This window comes from Pseudanabaena biceps PCC 7429 (genome assembly GCF_000332215.1).
In the GTDB taxonomy this organism is placed as follows: Bacteria; Cyanobacteriota; Cyanobacteriia; order Pseudanabaenales; family Pseudanabaenaceae; genus Pseudanabaena; species Pseudanabaena biceps.
Genome location: NZ_ALWB01000124.1, coordinates 1 through 17,420, shown reverse-complemented (window position 1 = coordinate 17,420; position 17,420 = coordinate 1). Strand labels below are relative to the sequence as shown.

The following is a 17,420-nucleotide window of genomic DNA, read 5'->3' as shown; positions in this document are numbered from 1 at the left end:
AATTGGTATAAGTAGCTAAAACCAGAGAGAGTAGCGCCCGCTTAGCGGGCGCTACTCTCTCTGGTTTTAGTTTTTAATTATGCTAAATTACTTAGCTAAATTACGAAGTAGCTCCCGTTGATTCTCATTCATATTCTGTAAGACCTGTCTCGCATCACTATGTTGAAGCATCTGTAAAAGCTCTTCAATCTCCTCAGTTAACTCCTGAGAAACGGTGGCTTTCGCTTTAGATTCTCCAACAGATTGATGCATCTGATGTTTCTCAATTTTTGCATCTGGCATCACGCAAGTCCCCGTTTCGCAGTCCATTTTTAGTTCTTGCCAGTAAATCGTAGGAATTACTTTTCCCCTTTGACCAAAATGTTCATGCTGCAAGAGATTCGTTTGTAGGTAGTTGCGAGGCGACTCGTAGAAATGGATCTCACGCGCATGGGGAATCGTGAATCCTCCAAAAGCCTTGCGATATTCTTCAGAGCCAAGAATTTCGTTAAAAAAGGCAGCTACGCCTTCCATCATCAACAAATTAATATACTTGGCAATCTCTTCATGTCCTTTGATCGCTCTACCAAGGAGATGCTTAAAACTAAATTCTACAAATTTAAGATTCGAGCAGCCCACATAAAAATTGTTGAGATAGACCGATGACATAATGAATTCGCCAATGAAATGTCGAACGCCTAGTTTTCCTTTAAGGAATTCTTTTTCGATCTTGGCAATTTCTCTACGCTCATACTCATAGGGCTGACGCTCTAGCACTTGGGTATAGATTTGATGTAGCGCCGCCTGACGCTCTAGCTCCGTAGATTTGCGATCGACGGTGGTGGGGACATAGGTATCCATAGCATCTTCTCCAAAAAAACTGAAACTTGTGAGAATACTGCAACATAGAAATGCTGAGAAATGCTGAGAAATGCTGATTGCCTTGAGATTTAATACCAATTCACCGAAGTGAGCCAACACTTCAGTGAATTGGTATCACTTAAGCATTAGGCATTGAGCAACGAGGATATAGCCATATCTGAATAGGGCTTTACCAAGGCAGCACATTCTGCGGGTAGTCTCTCATCAATAACGACTTGCAACAGACGATAAGCCGTAGAACATTCCTTCGCAATTTGATAGGAATTAATAATATTTGCCAACCAATCCATCAAAGCTTCACGAAAGAATAGTTCGTCATCACGCAAAACAGCTAGTGATGCATAGCGAATCATATTTGACATGTCATATTTGCAGCGTTGCAATTGTTTCTGAACCAATTCAGGGTACTGCTGTGCCAAGAGTTGCAGCGCTCGAATTGTGATTTCATCAGCGCGATCGCGTAGCAGATTGTAAGTCTTGACTCGTAGGGAAAAACTACTAGCAAAACGCTCTAAATTGTAAATATCGCTATCGTTCAGATAAACGCGATCAATAACGGAAATTTTTTCGTCCAAAGTACGATTCATCGTCAGCATAGTCTTCTTCTTACCCCTATATTAAACTTAGCAAATACACCTATTGGATTGACTTAAACTGGTAGCTCAAACTGGTAAATTTAATTCGCTCGAAATCCCCGTTAATAAAATAATAGATTTGTATTCAAAACCATATTCAATAATGAAATCAAAGTTAACTTAAAAATACATTTCGACATAATATATTTCGACGTATATATAGCTGGACATCGCCAAATCAATTGAAGACTTCTTCACTTCAGGACGCATAGCCAGTCAGGGATATAACCTTTCACAAACCATTTAGGACTTTCATGTAAAATCGCAGCATGATGGGATGAGTTTGATAATTTCAACAGTATTAAGCATTCGAGAAAACTTAGAAAACAAGTTTGCTTTTGTTGCGATCCCCAATAAATTATCAGTAGCACGATATTCAAGCAATTTAAAACAGAAATAATCATGCAAAACAATAGTCTTTTGCCTAACTTTTACAAGCTAGTTTTCTTGTTTATGATATTCTCTACCTTTAAAACGACAAAAAGAATCCTCATAAATATTAAAAAACTCTTTTAAGTAGCGATCGCGGAAAAAGCTGAAGATTTTATTGCCGTTTTAAGAACGTCGCGGTTAAAATGATTAAGTAGCTAAGAGTAAACTTAAAACCTAGACGAGCGTACCGCCCGCAACGCGGGCGGTACGCTCTCTGGTTTCGGCTTTTAATTATGCTTAGCTACTAATTTAATAGAAAGCAATATTTTAGATAAATCCATGCAGGCAGTACGAATTGAAAACCTCAAGAAAGCTTATGGCGAGACTGTTGCCGTAGATGGAATTTCTCTAAATGTTACGCAGGGGCAAATCTATGGTCTGCTGGGACCGAATGGGGCAGGTAAAACGACAACGATGCGTTGCCTTTGTACTCTGACTGCACCAGATTCAGGCTTAATAGAAGTTGCTGGGGTAAGGGAAGTAAGAGCAATTCGCAACCAATTGGGTTACGTGGCGCAGGAGGTAGCTCTCGATAAAGTTTTGACAGGAAGAGAACTATTGGCGTTTCAGGCGGCTTTGTATCACATCCCTCCCAGACAAATCCGCGATCGCATTGACAGCGTGTTGGATTTATTACAGTTAGAGCCCTACGCGGATAAACTATCGGGAACCTATTCGGGTGGATTGAAAAAGCGTCTAGATCTTGCCGCAGGTTTATTACATCAACCCTCGGTATTAGTCCTTGACGAGCCGACCGTGGGGCTAGATATCCAAAGTCGGATCGCAATTTGGGAGTTCTTGCGAAAATTACGGGCATCGGGTGTAACGGTACTGATCAGCAGTCACTATCTCGAAGAAATTGATGCTCTTGCGGATCGCGTTGCCATTATCGATAGGGGTAAAATTATTGCCGAAGGTACGACTAACGAATTAAAAGCTAAGGTAGGTGGCGATCGCATCACCATCAGGATTCGCGAGTTTGCGGAGCGCCATGAAGCAGAACATGCCCAGAAGATTTTGCAACAGCTCCCAATCGTCCAGAGCATTACAATTAATTCGGCGCAGGGGAATGCCGTGAATTTATTTGTCACCCCCGATGCCAATGCCATTAGCGAAATTCAAAATATGTTGGCGGCGGTTGATATTAGCGTCTTCAGCCTGTCTCAATCGCGTCCCAGTTTGGATGATGTATTTCTCGCTGCTACTGGGCAAACCATCCTAGATGCGGAAATTGCCCAGTCTGAAACGATCGCGGCAACCAAGGGGAAAAAGAAACGCTAAAACCCAAGAAGAGAAGGTTGGTGCTTCGCACCAACCTTCTCTTCTTGGGGAATAAACTTGGCGATAGCTAAGTGGCTGGTCATAATTAAACCCCCAAAAGCTGTAGGGCAAGCTGCGCGTGCCCTACAGCTTTTGGGGGTTTATATTTAACTGTACCCAGCTACCTATAGATAATCATGAGATAATTATGGTTCTGGATAAATTGTCAGAAAAAGTCATAGAAAGTCAGAAAAATTCTAGAAAAAACTGCTTTTTAGTCGCTACAATGTGTGCACCTTTTGGTGAGGATGTAGGGATATGTATAGAAAGCGTCAGAAGATGTCGGTTGCTAATATTGGCGCAACAATTCTCGCTGCCTTTGTGGGGGCGATCGTCGTGCCGATGCCAACTCAAGCTCAGCAAGCAACAGTCAACCCAGAAAATCGATCTGTAAGAGATGAAGCCGATCGCCTGCTCGATCGCGGCTACGACCAACTGAAAAATGGAAAACCCCGCGAGGCGATTAAAACTTGGCTTTATGCGATCGGTTATTACCGTCAAGTTAACGATCAAGCCGCAATTTCCTATACCTTGGCGAGAGTAAGCGATGCCTATGAAATGATTGGAGCCAATAAAGCGGCTCAAGATACACTCATCAAAAGAATTGGCTATGGCAATACCTTACAGGACAAGGAAGCGATAATTGAATCCGCGAATAATTTGACAAGTTTGACCATCAATCAAAGCGATTTAGAGCCCGTTGCAAAGCTCAATCAAACCACTCTCGCCTTGTCTGAGCAAAACGATCAGGGGCTAAATACAGCGATCGCGCTGAATAACAAGGGATTAATTGCAGGGCGCTACGGTGATCATCTAGCGGCAATCAAGCTTTACTACGCCTCAATCAAGCAATATCCAATTCGCGAACCCATTGGCGAAGGCTATGTCTACATCCACAGTGGCGATAGTCGAATGGCTTTAGACGATTACAAGTCGGCGATCGCGGATTATGGCAATGCCCTCACCCTCGCTCGCCAACATCGTAACTACCCATTGATGTCCGTCGCCAGCGATCGCCTCATTGCAGCCTATCTCGAAGTGCCAAACTTCTATCGTATTGAAGAACTATTGCAAAATCGTTCCAGCTTAGCTTTAGTGATGGGCGATCAAGAAACAGCGGCTATCATCCAAAGATATCTGGGGGATTTGTACCTATCTTTTGGTAATCTGCCAAAAGCGCGACTTGCTTACCAAGAATCCTATGATTTTGCTGCTATGCTAGAAGATACATCAAGCTTGCCTCTGCGCGAAGCGTATTACAAGTTACAAGCCCTAGAGAAAATGTAGCTATTAATTAATTTTTAATTAGTTTTTTAAATTAAAATTATTGAGATATATTTTCAAATAGGTATTTCCTTCAGTTCGAGCGGGTTTGTAAAATTTTACTACGGGTTTTAACTTCGCCTAAAGCCTCAGTAGGTTGTAATCTTTTCATAACATTTGAGATGGGCGGTACAATGTACCGCCCATCTCAATCCTAAAATTCATATATACAAAAAACTTACTTTCCTGCCATCCTGCTTTTTAGTCAAAAATTTAGTAAAAAACAAATTTGCCATGACAGCGATCGTCGTTCCGCGTCGGTTAGATGTAGCTGCTCCAGATCGTGCTCTCAACGATCTAGCTACCCAAGTAGTTTCTCATGAACCAACTCAATATATTCTGCCCAACGGGATCAGAGTTATTGCCGAGCAGGTTCCCATTGATGCAGTCAATCTTAGTATTTGGGTTGATGTTGGTTCGGTCGTTGAGAGCGATAACATTAATGGAATGGCACATTTTTTGGAGCATATGGTGTTCAAAGGCAGCGAGCGCCTTGGGCTTGGTGAATTTGAGCGAGAGATCGAATCCCACGGTGGCAATACCAATGCCGCTACCAGTCAAGATTACACGCATTTTTATATCAATGTCGCTCCCCATGATTTTGCCAAGCTTGCACCATTACAGCTAGATATTGTCCTCAAGGCAAGCATTCCTGATGATGAATTTCAGCGCGAAAGGCATGTGGTACTGGAGGAAATTCGGCGCAGTGAGGACAATCCCGATCGCCGAATCTATCGCCATATTTCCGAATTGGCATACGAAAGTTTGCCCTACCGCCGAGCGGTACTTGGTCCCGTTGATGTAATTGAAAAAGTCACTTCCGAGCAAATGCGATCGTTTCATCGGCAATGGTACGTGCCCCAAAATATGACGATCGCTGTTGTTGGTAATTTACCAGTTAGTGAGGCGATCGGCGTAATTGCCAATTACTTTGAGCAACAAAACGAAGAGAAGACCATCGCTGATAGCTCCAAGGCTAAAGCTAAACCCCAGACAAAACTCAAGCCAAAAACTTTTACGCCAGAAAAGCCATTTACAGAAATCGTGCGGCGGGAAGTAACAGATACAAGCCTCAAACAAGCTAGATTGAGCATGACATGGCGCGTCGCTGGTTTGAAGGAAATATCAGAAACCTATCCTCTGAGCATTCTTGCCAATATTCTGGGTAGTGGACGCACATCACGCATGGTGCAAGACTTACGCGAAAATCGGCGGATCGTTGATCGCATCTCTGTCAGCAATTCAGCAATGCGTTGGCAAGGTACTTTTCAAGTGTTTGCTAAGTTAAATATCGAAGATGTAGCGATCGTCGAGCAAGCAATTCGCGAGCATATTCGCCAATTGCACGAAGTTCCTGTCACCGATGAGGAACTAGCCAAGATCCGTACTCAAGTTACCAATCGCTTTATCTTTGGCAATGAGTCACCCAAGGAACGTGCTGGCATCTATGGTTATTACGATCGCATTGTCGGTTCGCTAGAGCCCGCTTTAAATTATCCCGATTTAATCAAATCCATCACCAAAGAGGATATCCAAGCCGCCGCTCGCAAATACCTCAATCCCGATGCTTATGGTATTTTGATTGTCAAACCCTAAAATAATATTTTGATGGTGCAATGATGGCGCGATGTTGAGGTTTGACTAACTGAGAAGTCTCTAAAGTATCTAAAGTATCTAAAGTCTCTAAAATTAGGTATATGGAATAAGTATATGAGACAGGCAAAGCAGATCGAGAATCTTTTGCTAGGTATGATTTTGAGCCAATGTCTTGGGATCATCGGTAACTTACCATCCGCCTTAGCTCAACAAGCTGCCGATTGTACTGAATCTGAAGTTGCCAATTACATCGAACAGATATCAAAACCTGATCGCAAACTTCTAGAGTCTTTAATCCGTTGCCAACTTAAAACCGTACCCGCCTTAATTATCGCTCTTAAATCTCCTGATAAAGATGTTCGTTCTCAGGCTGCCAATGTGTTAGGGGAAATGGGCAAGAAAGCAAAAGTTGCTATACCAGCCTTAACTAATACCCTCAAAGATCCTGATAAAGATGTCCGTACTCAGGCTATCTCTGCATTAGCTCACATGGACAAAGATGCAGTCCCCGCCTTAATTTCTGCACTCAAATCTCGTGACCGAGCTATGCGTTCGCAATCGGCAATGGCATTAGTAGGAATAGGTGAGAAAGCAAATGAGGCTGAACCTGCACTTATCATGCTACTTAAAGACTCAGATAGAGATGTACGAAGTAGCGCTGCAACTGCTCTAGCATTTAAGAGTGGAATTAGTAAAAATGCTTTGCCTGCTCTGATTATAGCCCTCAAAGATGAAGATAAAGATGTGCGCTTCGGTGCTGTATTCGCAATCAATGTACTATCAATAAGGGTAAAAGAGGCTAAGGATGCAGTGCCTGCCCTAATTGTTGCCCTTAAAGATTCTGAGCAACTTATACGTCTTAGGGCCGCCATGGCGTTAGGTTTGATCGGTAAAGATGCAAAGGATGCAGTACCTGCTCTTATTGCCGCTCTCCAAGCCTTTGATGCAGATGTGCTTATGCGTTCTCAAACAGCAGATGCCCTAGGAAGGATAGGAAGGGAAGCCAAAGACGCAGTCCCTGCCTTAATTACCGCTCTTAAAGACCCCAATCCAAATGTGCGTTCTAGTGCTGCGATCGCTTTAGGAAATATAGACATAAATGCCCCAGATACTTTATCTGCATTAATTGCCGTTCTCAAAGACTCGGACATAAATGTGCGTGTTAGTGCTGCCACATCACTAGGAGAAAACAAATATACAAAGCAGTCTTTACCTATCCTTATTAACGCCTTGAGAGATTCTGATAAAAATGCTCTCCCTTACCAAAACAGCAGCATTAGGGCTGCGTACGCATTAAGAGCCATAGGGAAAGAAGCAAAAGGTTCGGTACCTGCGTTAATTACAGCTCTTAAAGATACCAACTATGGTTTGCAGAGTGCGGCTATATATGCTCTTGGAGGAATCGGAGAGGAAGCAAAAGATGCTGTGACTGCATTAGTCACCATTCTTAAAGATCCCAAAACTGGATTAAGGTTTGAGGTAGCCCATGCGCTCGGACAAATTGGGAAATACACTTTGCCTATGTTAGTTTCTACTCTCAAAGATCCTAATGAGAATGTGCGTGCTGGGGTAGTAATTGCTCTAGGAGTAATAGGTAAAGATACGCTACCAATGCTGGTGTCGGCTCTCAAAGATCCTAGTAAATATGTCCGCGCTCAAGTTGTAAGCTCTCTGGCAAAAATAGGAAAAGATACTAAAGAAGTCGTACCTCTAGTTATTGATGCTCTAAAAAAAGACCCTGAGGCTGATGTCCGTTCTAGTGCTGCTAAAGCATTGGAGAATATTGGTAAAGATGCAGTCCCTGCTTTGATTTTTGCCCTCAATGATCCTGATCAATGGGTTCGTTATTCGGCTGCGGAAGCATTAGGCAATATCGGCAGTGATGCGAAAAATGCAGTACCTGCTCTTATCAATGCACTCAAAGATTCTGATGAATTGGTGCGCGATGTCGCAGGTGAGGCTCTAGAAAGAATCGACCCTAACCTTAAATTTTAGAAATTTTAGGATAATTCCGTAACTCTCCCAAATAACCATGCATCAATCTCAGCGATTATGCGATTATACCAAAGCTCAAAATAGCTACGCCATTTTGAGCTTTGAAAACCCTTAATGAGTTTGGCTTTTACAGCAATTATCGATCAAACGAACCACAAAGGAATTTTTGAAAGCGTTGCTTCGCAACGCTTTCAAAAATTCCTTTGATTTGGGTTTGAGCGCAATGCGCTGTAATTCAACGTGAGTTCGGGATAATTTGAAATAGGCTTGAGAAAGGGTTTGCTACACAAAACCCTTTCTCAAAGCCCAAAAATAAAAGCTTTGCTTAGCAAAGCTTTTATTTTTGGGCTTTGAGAATTTGCCAGCTTAACCCGAACTGACGTTAATTCACAAAAGTGTTGTCACACTTTCGTGAATTGGTATTAGATAGACAGTTGAAAAATTGTAGATTTGCTCCATTCAATCCGCTTACGATCATCTATATGCGAAAATGAAAATACCTGAAGATAAATGATCGAGCCATGCAGCAGTTACTTTACATCGAGATTCCTACACCTCAAGTTGCAGCCGTGAAAACATGGCTCCAGACTGAGTACCAACCTCCCTTTGGGAAAAAATCCGTTGCTAAGCATGGCTTTATTCTCGATCGCCAAAATCGTTCAGGAGCGATCGCGCAATTATCAGTATTTATCTGGACATTACAGCGCACGACTTACCTCAAAATATTTCGCTGGTCAGAGGAGGTGATGGATGGAGAAAAGGAATTTCTCGACCATTTGACCAAGGCGGCGCGGCAAGCTTTTCCCTATGAGTTTAAACAGCCTCCCGCGATCGCGCCAAATCAATCAATTTTTGAAGCCCTTGCTGAGGAATATCCGCTTACGGTTAAATTCTTTCAACGGATTCCCAATGGCGAATATGATCTCAATCGCGTCTACTGGTGGGAAAAGCGTTGGCGGGAAAGTGTTAAGAATCCTGAAACTCCCAAACAGGTGATTTTTGAGGATTCACAAGCTAATTCTGTCAAGCCAGATGCCAAATCAGATACCAAACTAGATGTGATCTATGACATCGTTTATCTGGGCGGAGCATTGGGCGCGATCCATGCGGCGATGATGGCGAAGTTAGGCTATCGCGTTTGCTTGGTGGAACGCATTCCCTTTGGGCGGATGAATCGGGAATGGAATATTTCTCGCGCCGAATTTCAGAATCTTATCAACTTTGGACTCTTCACCAAAGAAGAATTTGAAGCGATGATTACGGCAGAATATGTCGATGGCTTTAATAAGTTTTTTGATAGCAATAATCCGCCCCATCTCAAGGCTAAAGTGCTGCATACGCCTACGGTGTTGAATATTGCGATCGATACTAATCGTTTGTTAGAAATTTGTAGCAAGAAATTACATCAATATGGCGCAGTAATTTGTGATCGCACTGAATTCCAGAAAGTCGTAATTAACGATCATGGTGCGACTATTTTCGCGAAGAATCTGGAAACCGATGCCGAGGTAATTCTCAATTCCCGCTTAGTAATTGACGCGATGGGATCGGCTTCAGCGATCGCACAACAACTAAATTCTGGTCAAGCCTTTGATAGCGTCTGTCCGACTGTAGGCGCAGTTCTCGAAGGTCTTGACAAGCATGTTTGGGATTCAAAGTATGGAGATGTTCTGTTTAGTCATGGCGATATTTCGCGAGGCAGACAATTGATTTGGGAACTATTCCCAGCAGAGAAAGATGAACTGACGATTTATCTGTTCCATTATCACCAAGTCCATCCTGATAATCCGGGATCATTACTGGAAATGTATGAGGACTTCTTCACGATTTTGCCTGAATATCGTCGTTGTGACATGGAGAAACTGACTTGGAAGAAGGCAACCTTTGGCTATATCACGGGACATTACAGCCTCAATGAAAATTCTAAGAAATGTGCCTTTGATCGAATTCTAGCAATCGGTGATGCTGCTTCTTTGCAATCTCCTCTTGTTTTTACAGGCTTTGGTTCCCTCGTTCGCAATTTGCCCCGTCTTGCGACTTTACTGGATACCGCTCTCAAGCATAATTTGCTTACAGCCGATGATCTGAGCCAGATTAATGCCTATCAAAGCAATATTGCAGTCACATGGCTATTCTCAAAAGGAATGATGGTTCCGACGGGAATGCATTTGCCCCCAGAGCGAGTGAACTCAATGCTAAATACTTTCTTTGGATTACTTGCCGATGAACCGCAACCCGTTAGCGATCGCTTTATTAAAGATCGGCTCAATTGGTTGATGTTTAACCGCCTTGCCCTCATTGCAGCCTTTAAAAATCCAAAATTAGTACTTTGGATTTTGGAAATGGCAGGTATTCAGGACTTACTGAAATGGCTATCTAGCTATGGAGCCTTTACCCGCAGTTCTTTAACTAATGCGCTTTTGGGTGGATGGTTGCCGCAGATTTTGCGTAGTTGTCAAACTTGGCTCGAACCGACTAATCCTCGCCTATGGCTGCGTTTGCTTAGCTGGAGCTATGCCATTAATTATTCCGTTGGCAAGCAAGATTCTTAAAAAGCAAAAGATGAGTGGTGACGCTTCGCGTCACCACTCATCTTTTGCTTTTTAACAATTCACGAAAGCGTGACAACACTTTTGTGAATTAAATTTGTGAATTAAAAACCAAACCTAGTAAGGGTTTGAAAAATTAAAGATGGTGTAGCCATTTTTGGTATTAGTTATGAGATTGAGTATCTATATCCGATTTTTTTCTCAATGTAATATCTCTGATCGTGACTGTAAAACCATCTCCTAATTTGACGGCTATGATCTGATACCACCCTGGAGGATGGAGGGGATAGTAGATCTCCTCATCCATGGAAGCGCCAGTCTCCACCACGTTAACTAATTTTTCAAATAGTTTGCGATTAAATTTTTCTAAAAATCTTCTAACAACAAGTTTACCGATCAAGTCTTCTCGGCTGCGATCAAAAAATCTGGCAATCATCGGATTTAAAACGAGACAGCGAAAGTCCATAATGTCGCCCGTCGTCGGATCGCGCACCGCCTGTAGGGCCGCGATGCCATCGGACACGCTATTTAAAACACTAGTAACTAAAGCTCTAGACTGATACAACATCTCTTCAGTCTCTTTGTGTCTGGCAATTTCATCTTGTAAAAAACGCTTCTGACGTTGAATCGTGAGTTGATTTTCTAGCCTCACTACAACTTCCTCTCGCTGAAACGGTTTACTAATATAATCAACGCCGCCAGACCAAAAAGCCTTTACCTTATCAAAAACATCATCTAACGCACTAATAAAAATCACAGGAATATCCCGCAAATCTTCGTCTTCTTTCAAGGCTTGACAAACCTCATAGCCATCCATCTCTGGCATTTTGATATCCAACAGGATCAGATCGGGACGTTTTACCTTCGCTGTTTTCAGAGCCATCCGTCCACTAGTAACGCTACGAACGTTATAGCCAAGTGTAAGCAATAGGTCGCTCAGTAGTTGTAAATTTTCAGGGAGATCATCTACTAGGAGGATATTGCCTGTTAGTTCAAGAGAAGGATTGTAGATCATGAATTAATATTGCGACTTAAACCTGAATCTAATCTATATAATTCATAGAAATATTGAGATTAAATGATTCTATAAACTATTTTTATTTATTTTAATTAGAACACAAAGAACTATTCTTTGTATGTAAATAACGTCAGTTCGGGTTAAGCTGGCAGATTTTCAAAGCCCAAAAGTAAAAGCCTTGCTACGCAAGGCTTTTACTTTTGGGCTTTGAGATAAACCCCAAAGATGAGTGGTGGCGCTTCGCGCCGCCACTCATCTTTGGGGTTTTGATTTGTCCTAAGAGCGGGCTAAAAAGTGCCCGCATTGGGCATTAGTACGAGTTCATTGACTATGGCATCGGCGGGAAGATTTACTAAAGTCATGATTGACTCAGCAACGGTCTCGGGTCGGAGCATGGCAGCCCGATTGAAACTTGGGGGCACTTTATCGCCAAGGCTGTCCCATAGTGGGGTATCGACGGAACCAGGACAGATGGACATGATCTTGATGCCGTGGGACTGTTCTTCGGCAGCGATCGCTTGAGTCAATCCTAATAGAGCAAATTTACTGGCACAGTACGCCGCCCAGTTGGGAAAACCTTGCTTACCTGCAATCGAGGCGACATTGATAATTGTGCCGTTTTTCTGCGATCGCATTGTGGGCAATACCGCTTGTAAGCTCAGAAATACACTCGTAAGGTTCAGGTCAAATAATTTCTGCCATTCAGTGAGGGGCATATTGATCAGCTCGCCAATATAAGCCATCCCTGCGTTATTTATTAAAATATCCACGCCGCCCATATCGGCAACGACTGCTTGCATTTCGCTAGAAACCCGCTCCATCTTGCCTAGGTCAATGGCATAGGCTTTAGCATGACTGTGGATGGGCAATTCGCTAAGAATGCGATCGGGATTGCGACTTACAAGCCCCACCTCTGCACCCGCTTGTAAAAGCCTCAGAGCGACTTCTTTGCCAATTCCACTACTTGCACCAGTAACAATCGCCCGTTTGCCTGTTAATTTCTCTAGCAATTTACCTGATACTGTATCTGTCATGGTTTAACTTGTTTTCCTTGATTCTACGTCAACAGTCTATGTCAAAAAAAGTAGGACGCAGCTTTTGGTGGCTATGGCTAATTGCCAATATTGTTGGCAATACGCTATTACCCTGCTTCATTTGGGAAGATCCCTACGATCTGCGATCGCGTATTTTTCTCAATGAGATTCTGCATGGTGTGGGGCTTTCTATTGCCCAATCAATGGTGTTGCGCGATCGTTTTGCCAAGGAAGGCTGGTGGCTGCCCCTGACGTTATGTGGCTGGAGCATGGGGTTAGCGGTGGTGTTTTTTACGCCATCCCTATCGCTGCGAGCGCAGGAACAAAACTTATCAACGCTCTCTATTTTGGTGATCGATTTTGCGATTATCGGCACAATTGTGGGGATATGCCAGTGGCAATTACTGAAATCGTTTCGGGCGGGCGGGTTGTGGTTGTTTGCCAGTGCGATCGCCCTTTCGTTGAGTGCCCTTGGACTAAATCTCGGCTATATGTTGCAATCTAGCCTGCTAGCAAGTGTATTGCAGGGAGCGATCTATGGGTCGATTACAGGATTAGCGGCTATTAAAGTTTTGCGATCGCCAAAGCTACTGCCCAAGGAAAGAAAGTAAGCAACAGCCGCATATTTACAGCGCTTTGCGCTCAAACCCAAACCAAGGGAATTTTTGAAAGCGTTGCGAAGCAACGCTTTCAAAAATTCCCTTGTGGTTCGTTTGATCGATAATTGCTGTAATACCAATTCCCAAAATGGCGTTGCCATTTTGGGAATCTCAAAGCCTTACTTTGGCGATCAAGTTGGCGATCGAGGTTTCGGTATTGCTTAGATTTCTGACTGGGATTCGACAAACCGTAAATCTCTTTTTAAGAAGGTTTTTTCGCCCGTATCTGTCTCCACCGTTGCCCGAATCAAACTAGTTTTGGTTACTAATAACTTTGCCATGTAATAAGGGCTATCGGGTTCCAGAATCAAAACGCGATCGCCTATCTGCAATGGTCGAATCGTCGGAATTGGCATTGAGTTCTGCTGGTTTTGAGGGTTTCGATCTGCGTCGAAATTTGTATGGCGCTCATCTTTGGTAAAACGCTCAACCGTTGCTGTAGAAGAGATCCGCTCTTCGAGTAGTTTTTCTACATATTGCCGAAGTTTTTGCTCCAAAGCCATTTCTAAAGCAGAAAACCGCTCTTCCTCAAAATCCTCGTTTAAAATATGCTGCAAGCCCTGCATTACTAATTCAGATTCTGTTTTGCCCGTATTTTCAACCTTAGCTAACAGGGATGCATAGATTTCGCTCGATAGTTCGATTGTTAGGAAATGATTAGGAGATTTAATGTCAGATCGTTCCATGGAAGTATTCTTGATAAGATGATGTTTGGCTGCGAAACAATTTCTCTGCTCCAGTCTAAATCCCAAATCAAAAGGCTCAAAATTCAAAGAATAGGAAAATCTATGCCTGTCGAAGTCGGTCAAAAAGCTCCAGATTTTACTTTACCTAGCGATCGTGGTGATATTACCCTCAGTCGCTATGCTGGTAAAACTAACGTTGTACTTGCCTTTTACCCTGGCGATTTTTCTCCCCTCTGTACTAGTGAAATGCAATGTTTTGCAGATGATTGGACAAAATTTCGGGAAGCAGGAGCCGAGATTTTAGGTATTAGTACCGATCCCATCGAAAAGCATCTTGCATTTTCTAAAAAGTTGGGGCTGCAATTTCCTCTACTCAGCGATCGCAATCAAGAAGTCTGCAAAAAATATGGCGTTGCAAGTTTGTTTGGCAGCAAACGCGCCTATTGCATTATCGACATACAGGGCATTGTCCGCTACATGCATATTGAATTTTTGCCCATATTTAAACGCGAAGACAACGAGCTTTTGGTCGTTTTACGAGGCTTAAAGGCTTAATTTCTGAATGATAGTTAATTTAAGAAAATACTTGAGAAAATACTAAGGAAGGGAAGTCATGCGGGCAGCTAGACTAGCTTTTGAGTTTATTGCTCGATGAGCGCTGCTTCAAGATAAATTCAGCGATCGCCAGATCCTGTTGCGTCGTAACTTTGAGATTGGTTTCTTCTCCCATGACAATCTGTACCGCTAATCCAACCTTTTCTAATAAGGCGGCATCATCGGTGACTTCCCATCCTAACTCCAAGGCTTTGAGATGGGCATTTTTGAGCGCTTCCAAATGGAATCCTTGAGGCGTTTGCGCTGCCCAAAGACGATCGCGATTGGGAGTATCAACAATGGTCAAACCATCAACGACTTTAATCGTATCTTTGACGGGAACGGCAGCAATAAAACCTTGCATCCTTTGTAAAGCAGCATCACAGCGATCAAATAGCTCTGGTGTAGCTAAACATCTCGCGCCATCATGAATTAAGACGCGATCGCAGTCCGCTGGCAAAGATTTTAAGCCATTAAATACGGAAGCTTGACGAGTTGCACCACCTTGAATTAACCGAATTGGTTTCAGTTGACTAATCTCATTAAATATCTGTTGAAAATCTGGATAGTCGTGGGGCTGAGCCATCACGCCAATCCAAGCGATCGCTTCTGAGGCGATCGCCGCTTCTAATGTCCATTGCAAAATTGGTTTATCGATCAGGGGCAGCAACAACTTATTGCGATCGGCTCCCATCCGTTTGCCGCTACCCGCCGCAGGAATTAATAAATGACAGGTCATAAGTTTAAGTTAGTCAGCTAAGTGCCACCAACCGAAGGCAGGACCAATAAATCGAATCGTTATCCAAATCGCAATGGTTACACCAATGCCATACCAAGCAGCTTGAGTAGAGACTTCGACAAATTTATTTGCCTTGTCCTTGGTCAAAAAAGGGATCCAAGATGCTACAGGCTCAGAGGTTCCATACTTTTCGCCCATGACTTCCTTGCGGCGCTTTGACTCGCCCATAGCTAATACTCCTCACAAACTAAATAATTCATCTAATAATATCAGTTGATAAGTAGCTGGGCATAATTAAAACCTAGAATCAAAAGCTGTAACGCACGCGCAGCGTGCGCTACAGCTTTTGGGATTTTATATTTACAGCAATTATCGATCAAACGAACCAAGGAAATCTTTGAAAGCGTTGCTTCGCAACGCTTTCAAAGATTTCCTTGGTTTGGGTTTGAGCGCGAAGCGTTATAATTGCGCCTAGCTACTTGTGCCTAGCTACTTATGCCTAGCTACTTATGCCTAGCTACTTATAAGGATGGTGTAACGTAACGCCTGATTGGATATCAAAGGCGTAGAGCTTATTGAGATCGAATCGCCAGAAACTGCGATCGCCAATTTGCCAATGGTGTTCTAAACCAACATCCGCCGAAACTCGCGCTCTCAATTCGCCATCTGGCAACTTTAACAATACAATTGTTTCCGAGCCGAGCGCTTCCACGAGTTCCACCATTCCCTCAAGGTGAGCAGTTTCTGAAGTTGCAGGTTGTAAATCTTCAGGACGGAATCCCATCGTGAAGGAGCGATCGCGTCCAACTTCTCTCAGAGATAATTCATGAATGGAGATCGGGTGGATCAAACTTTCTCCCAGTAAAGAGCCATCGCTATTGACTTGCACGGGCAAGAAATTCATCGGTGGTGACCCCATAAATCCAGCTACAAAAGCATTCGCAGGTTGGCGATAGATATTTAGAGGTGTATCTACCTGTTGAATATCGCCTTTATTTAAAACCACAATGCGATCGCCCATGGTCATTGCTTCTACTTGATCGTGGGTCACATAGATCGTCGTTACTTGCAACTGTTTCTGTAACTGAACGATCTGCGATCGTGTATCGCTCCGTAGCTGAGCATCCAGATTTGATAAAGGTTCATCCATCAGAAATACTTGAGGATTACGCGCGATCGCTCTTCCCAAAGCCACCCGTTGTTTTTGCCCCCCCGATAACTCCTTGGGCTTGCGGGTTAATAAATGAGAAATTTGCAATGCTTCTGCAACCTGCTGCACTCTTTGGTCGATCTCGGCAAGGTGTTTTTTTCTGGTCGCATTAAACCAAGATAAGGGAGATGAATTTAGCGATCGCTGTCTTCTCAAACCAAAGGCGATATTGTTATAAACCGTCATGTGTGGATAGAGTGCGTAACTTTGAAATACCATCGCAATGTCACGTACTTTAGGCGGCAAATGATTGATCTGACGATCGCCCAGATAAATAGAGCCATCGCTTAACTCTTCAAGTCCTGCAATCAGTCTTAACAGCGTACTTTTGCCACAGCCCGAAGGTCCCACTAAAACCAAAAACTCCCGATCGTTCACTTCGAGATTGATATCTCGAAGCACGATATTTTGTCCAAATTTTTTGGTAACACCACACAAATGCACGGGAGCCATCGTAAAACATCCTAATCAAATCGATTTTGAGACTTTTTGCATCACAGAAGTTAAAAATCTCAAAGCTAATTTTATCCCTTCCCGTCCGAATAATTCCGAATAATATAGCTGCCGTCAACGGCATCAGGACATAAAACCCAAAATAGTGTTGCCGCGCGGAGTGCGGCAACACTATTTTGGGTTTTAATTTTGTCCTAACAAGACTGACAGCAGCTTAACCAATTCAAAAAATGGCGTTGCCATTTTTTGAATTGGTTAAGTAGTTCGGCATAATTAAAAACCAAAACCAGAGAGCATACCGCCCGCGCAGCGGGCG

Annotated in this window: 15 protein-coding genes; 7 read left to right on the top strand and 8 right to left on the bottom strand. The window is 43.1% G+C overall.

Features of this window, described 5'->3' with window-relative positions; all coding sequences use genetic code 11:
- Nucleotides 1-87 precede the first annotated feature (87 nt).
- Nucleotides 88-840, bottom strand: coding sequence for a phycobilisome rod-core linker polypeptide (locus tag PSE7429_RS14205; protein WP_009627925.1), 753 nt, complete (start codon nucleotides 838-840; stop codon nucleotides 88-90).
- Between the two features lie 146 nt (nucleotides 841-986).
- Nucleotides 987-1,457 (bottom strand): globin family protein, encoded by a 471-nt coding sequence (locus PSE7429_RS14200; protein ID WP_009627924.1) that lies wholly within the window; start codon nucleotides 1,455-1,457, stop codon nucleotides 987-989.
- 750 nt (nucleotides 1,458-2,207) lie between these two features.
- On the opposite strand from PSE7429_RS14200, the gene PSE7429_RS14195 reads away from it, so the two are divergent.
- From PSE7429_RS14195 to PSE7429_RS14175, 5 genes are all read left to right on the top strand, one after another.
- The gene (locus PSE7429_RS14195) at nucleotides 2,208-3,209 is read left to right on the top strand and encodes an ABC transporter ATP-binding protein (RefSeq protein ID WP_009627923.1); all 1,002 of its coding nucleotides are present in this window, start codon (nucleotides 2,208-2,210) and stop codon (nucleotides 3,207-3,209) included.
- Nucleotides 3,210-3,506: 297 nt separating this feature from the next.
- Nucleotides 3,507-4,535: a hypothetical protein gene (locus PSE7429_RS14190; RefSeq protein WP_009627922.1), complete on the top strand. Its 1,029-nt coding sequence runs from the start codon at nucleotides 3,507-3,509 to the stop codon at nucleotides 4,533-4,535.
- Between the two features lie 270 nt (nucleotides 4,536-4,805).
- A complete protein-coding gene (locus PSE7429_RS14185; RefSeq protein ID WP_009627921.1) occupies nucleotides 4,806-6,167 on the top strand; it encodes a M16 family metallopeptidase in 1,362 nt (453 codons plus the stop codon).
- A gap of 114 nt (nucleotides 6,168-6,281) precedes the next feature.
- Nucleotides 6,282-8,162 (top strand): HEAT repeat domain-containing protein, encoded by a 1,881-nt coding sequence (locus PSE7429_RS14180; protein WP_009627920.1) that lies wholly within the window; start codon nucleotides 6,282-6,284, stop codon nucleotides 8,160-8,162.
- 521 nt (nucleotides 8,163-8,683) lie between these two features.
- Complete coding sequence (locus tag PSE7429_RS14175; RefSeq protein WP_009627919.1) at nucleotides 8,684-10,714, top strand: FAD-dependent monooxygenase; 2,031 nt, start codon at nucleotides 8,684-8,686, stop codon at nucleotides 10,712-10,714.
- A 160-nt stretch (nucleotides 10,715-10,874) separates the two neighbouring features.
- On the opposite strand, the gene PSE7429_RS14170 is transcribed toward PSE7429_RS14175, so the two are convergent.
- Nucleotides 10,875-11,726: a response regulator gene (locus PSE7429_RS14170; protein WP_009627918.1), complete on the bottom strand. Its 852-nt coding sequence runs from the start codon at nucleotides 11,724-11,726 to the stop codon at nucleotides 10,875-10,877.
- Between the two features lie 290 nt (nucleotides 11,727-12,016).
- Complete coding sequence (locus PSE7429_RS14165; protein ID WP_009627917.1) at nucleotides 12,017-12,763, bottom strand: SDR family oxidoreductase; 747 nt, start codon at nucleotides 12,761-12,763, stop codon at nucleotides 12,017-12,019.
- Nucleotides 12,764-12,801: 38 nt separating this feature from the next.
- On the opposite strand from PSE7429_RS14165, the gene PSE7429_RS14160 reads away from it, so the two are divergent.
- Complete coding sequence (locus tag PSE7429_RS14160) at nucleotides 12,802-13,374, top strand: hypothetical protein (RefSeq protein ID WP_009627916.1); 573 nt, start codon at nucleotides 12,802-12,804, stop codon at nucleotides 13,372-13,374.
- A gap of 209 nt (nucleotides 13,375-13,583) precedes the next feature.
- On the opposite strand, the gene PSE7429_RS14155 is transcribed toward PSE7429_RS14160, so the two are convergent.
- Nucleotides 13,584-14,108 (bottom strand): hypothetical protein, encoded by a 525-nt coding sequence (locus PSE7429_RS14155; protein WP_009627914.1) that lies wholly within the window; start codon nucleotides 14,106-14,108, stop codon nucleotides 13,584-13,586.
- Nucleotides 14,109-14,210: 102 nt separating this feature from the next.
- On the opposite strand from PSE7429_RS14155, the gene PSE7429_RS14150 reads away from it, so the two are divergent.
- Nucleotides 14,211-14,663: a peroxiredoxin gene (locus PSE7429_RS14150; protein ID WP_009627913.1), complete on the top strand. Its 453-nt coding sequence runs from the start codon at nucleotides 14,211-14,213 to the stop codon at nucleotides 14,661-14,663.
- 73 nt (nucleotides 14,664-14,736) lie between these two features.
- Here the strand turns inward: PSE7429_RS14150 and ispD are convergent, their stop codons facing one another.
- The 3 genes from ispD to PSE7429_RS14135 form a co-directional block, all read right to left on the bottom strand.
- Nucleotides 14,737-15,441 (bottom strand): 2-C-methyl-D-erythritol 4-phosphate cytidylyltransferase, encoded by a 705-nt coding sequence (ispD, locus tag PSE7429_RS14145; protein ID WP_009627912.1) that lies wholly within the window; start codon nucleotides 15,439-15,441, stop codon nucleotides 14,737-14,739.
- 9 nt (nucleotides 15,442-15,450) lie between these two features.
- The gene (locus PSE7429_RS14140; RefSeq protein ID WP_009627911.1) at nucleotides 15,451-15,669 is read right to left on the bottom strand and encodes a DUF2839 domain-containing protein; all 219 of its coding nucleotides are present in this window, start codon (nucleotides 15,667-15,669) and stop codon (nucleotides 15,451-15,453) included.
- A 289-nt stretch (nucleotides 15,670-15,958) separates the two neighbouring features.
- On the bottom strand, nucleotides 15,959-17,104 hold the full coding sequence (locus tag PSE7429_RS14135; protein ID WP_009627910.1) for an ABC transporter ATP-binding protein: 1,146 nt from the start codon (nucleotides 17,102-17,104) through the stop codon (nucleotides 15,959-15,961).
- Between the last annotated feature and the right edge of the window lie 316 nt (nucleotides 17,105-17,420).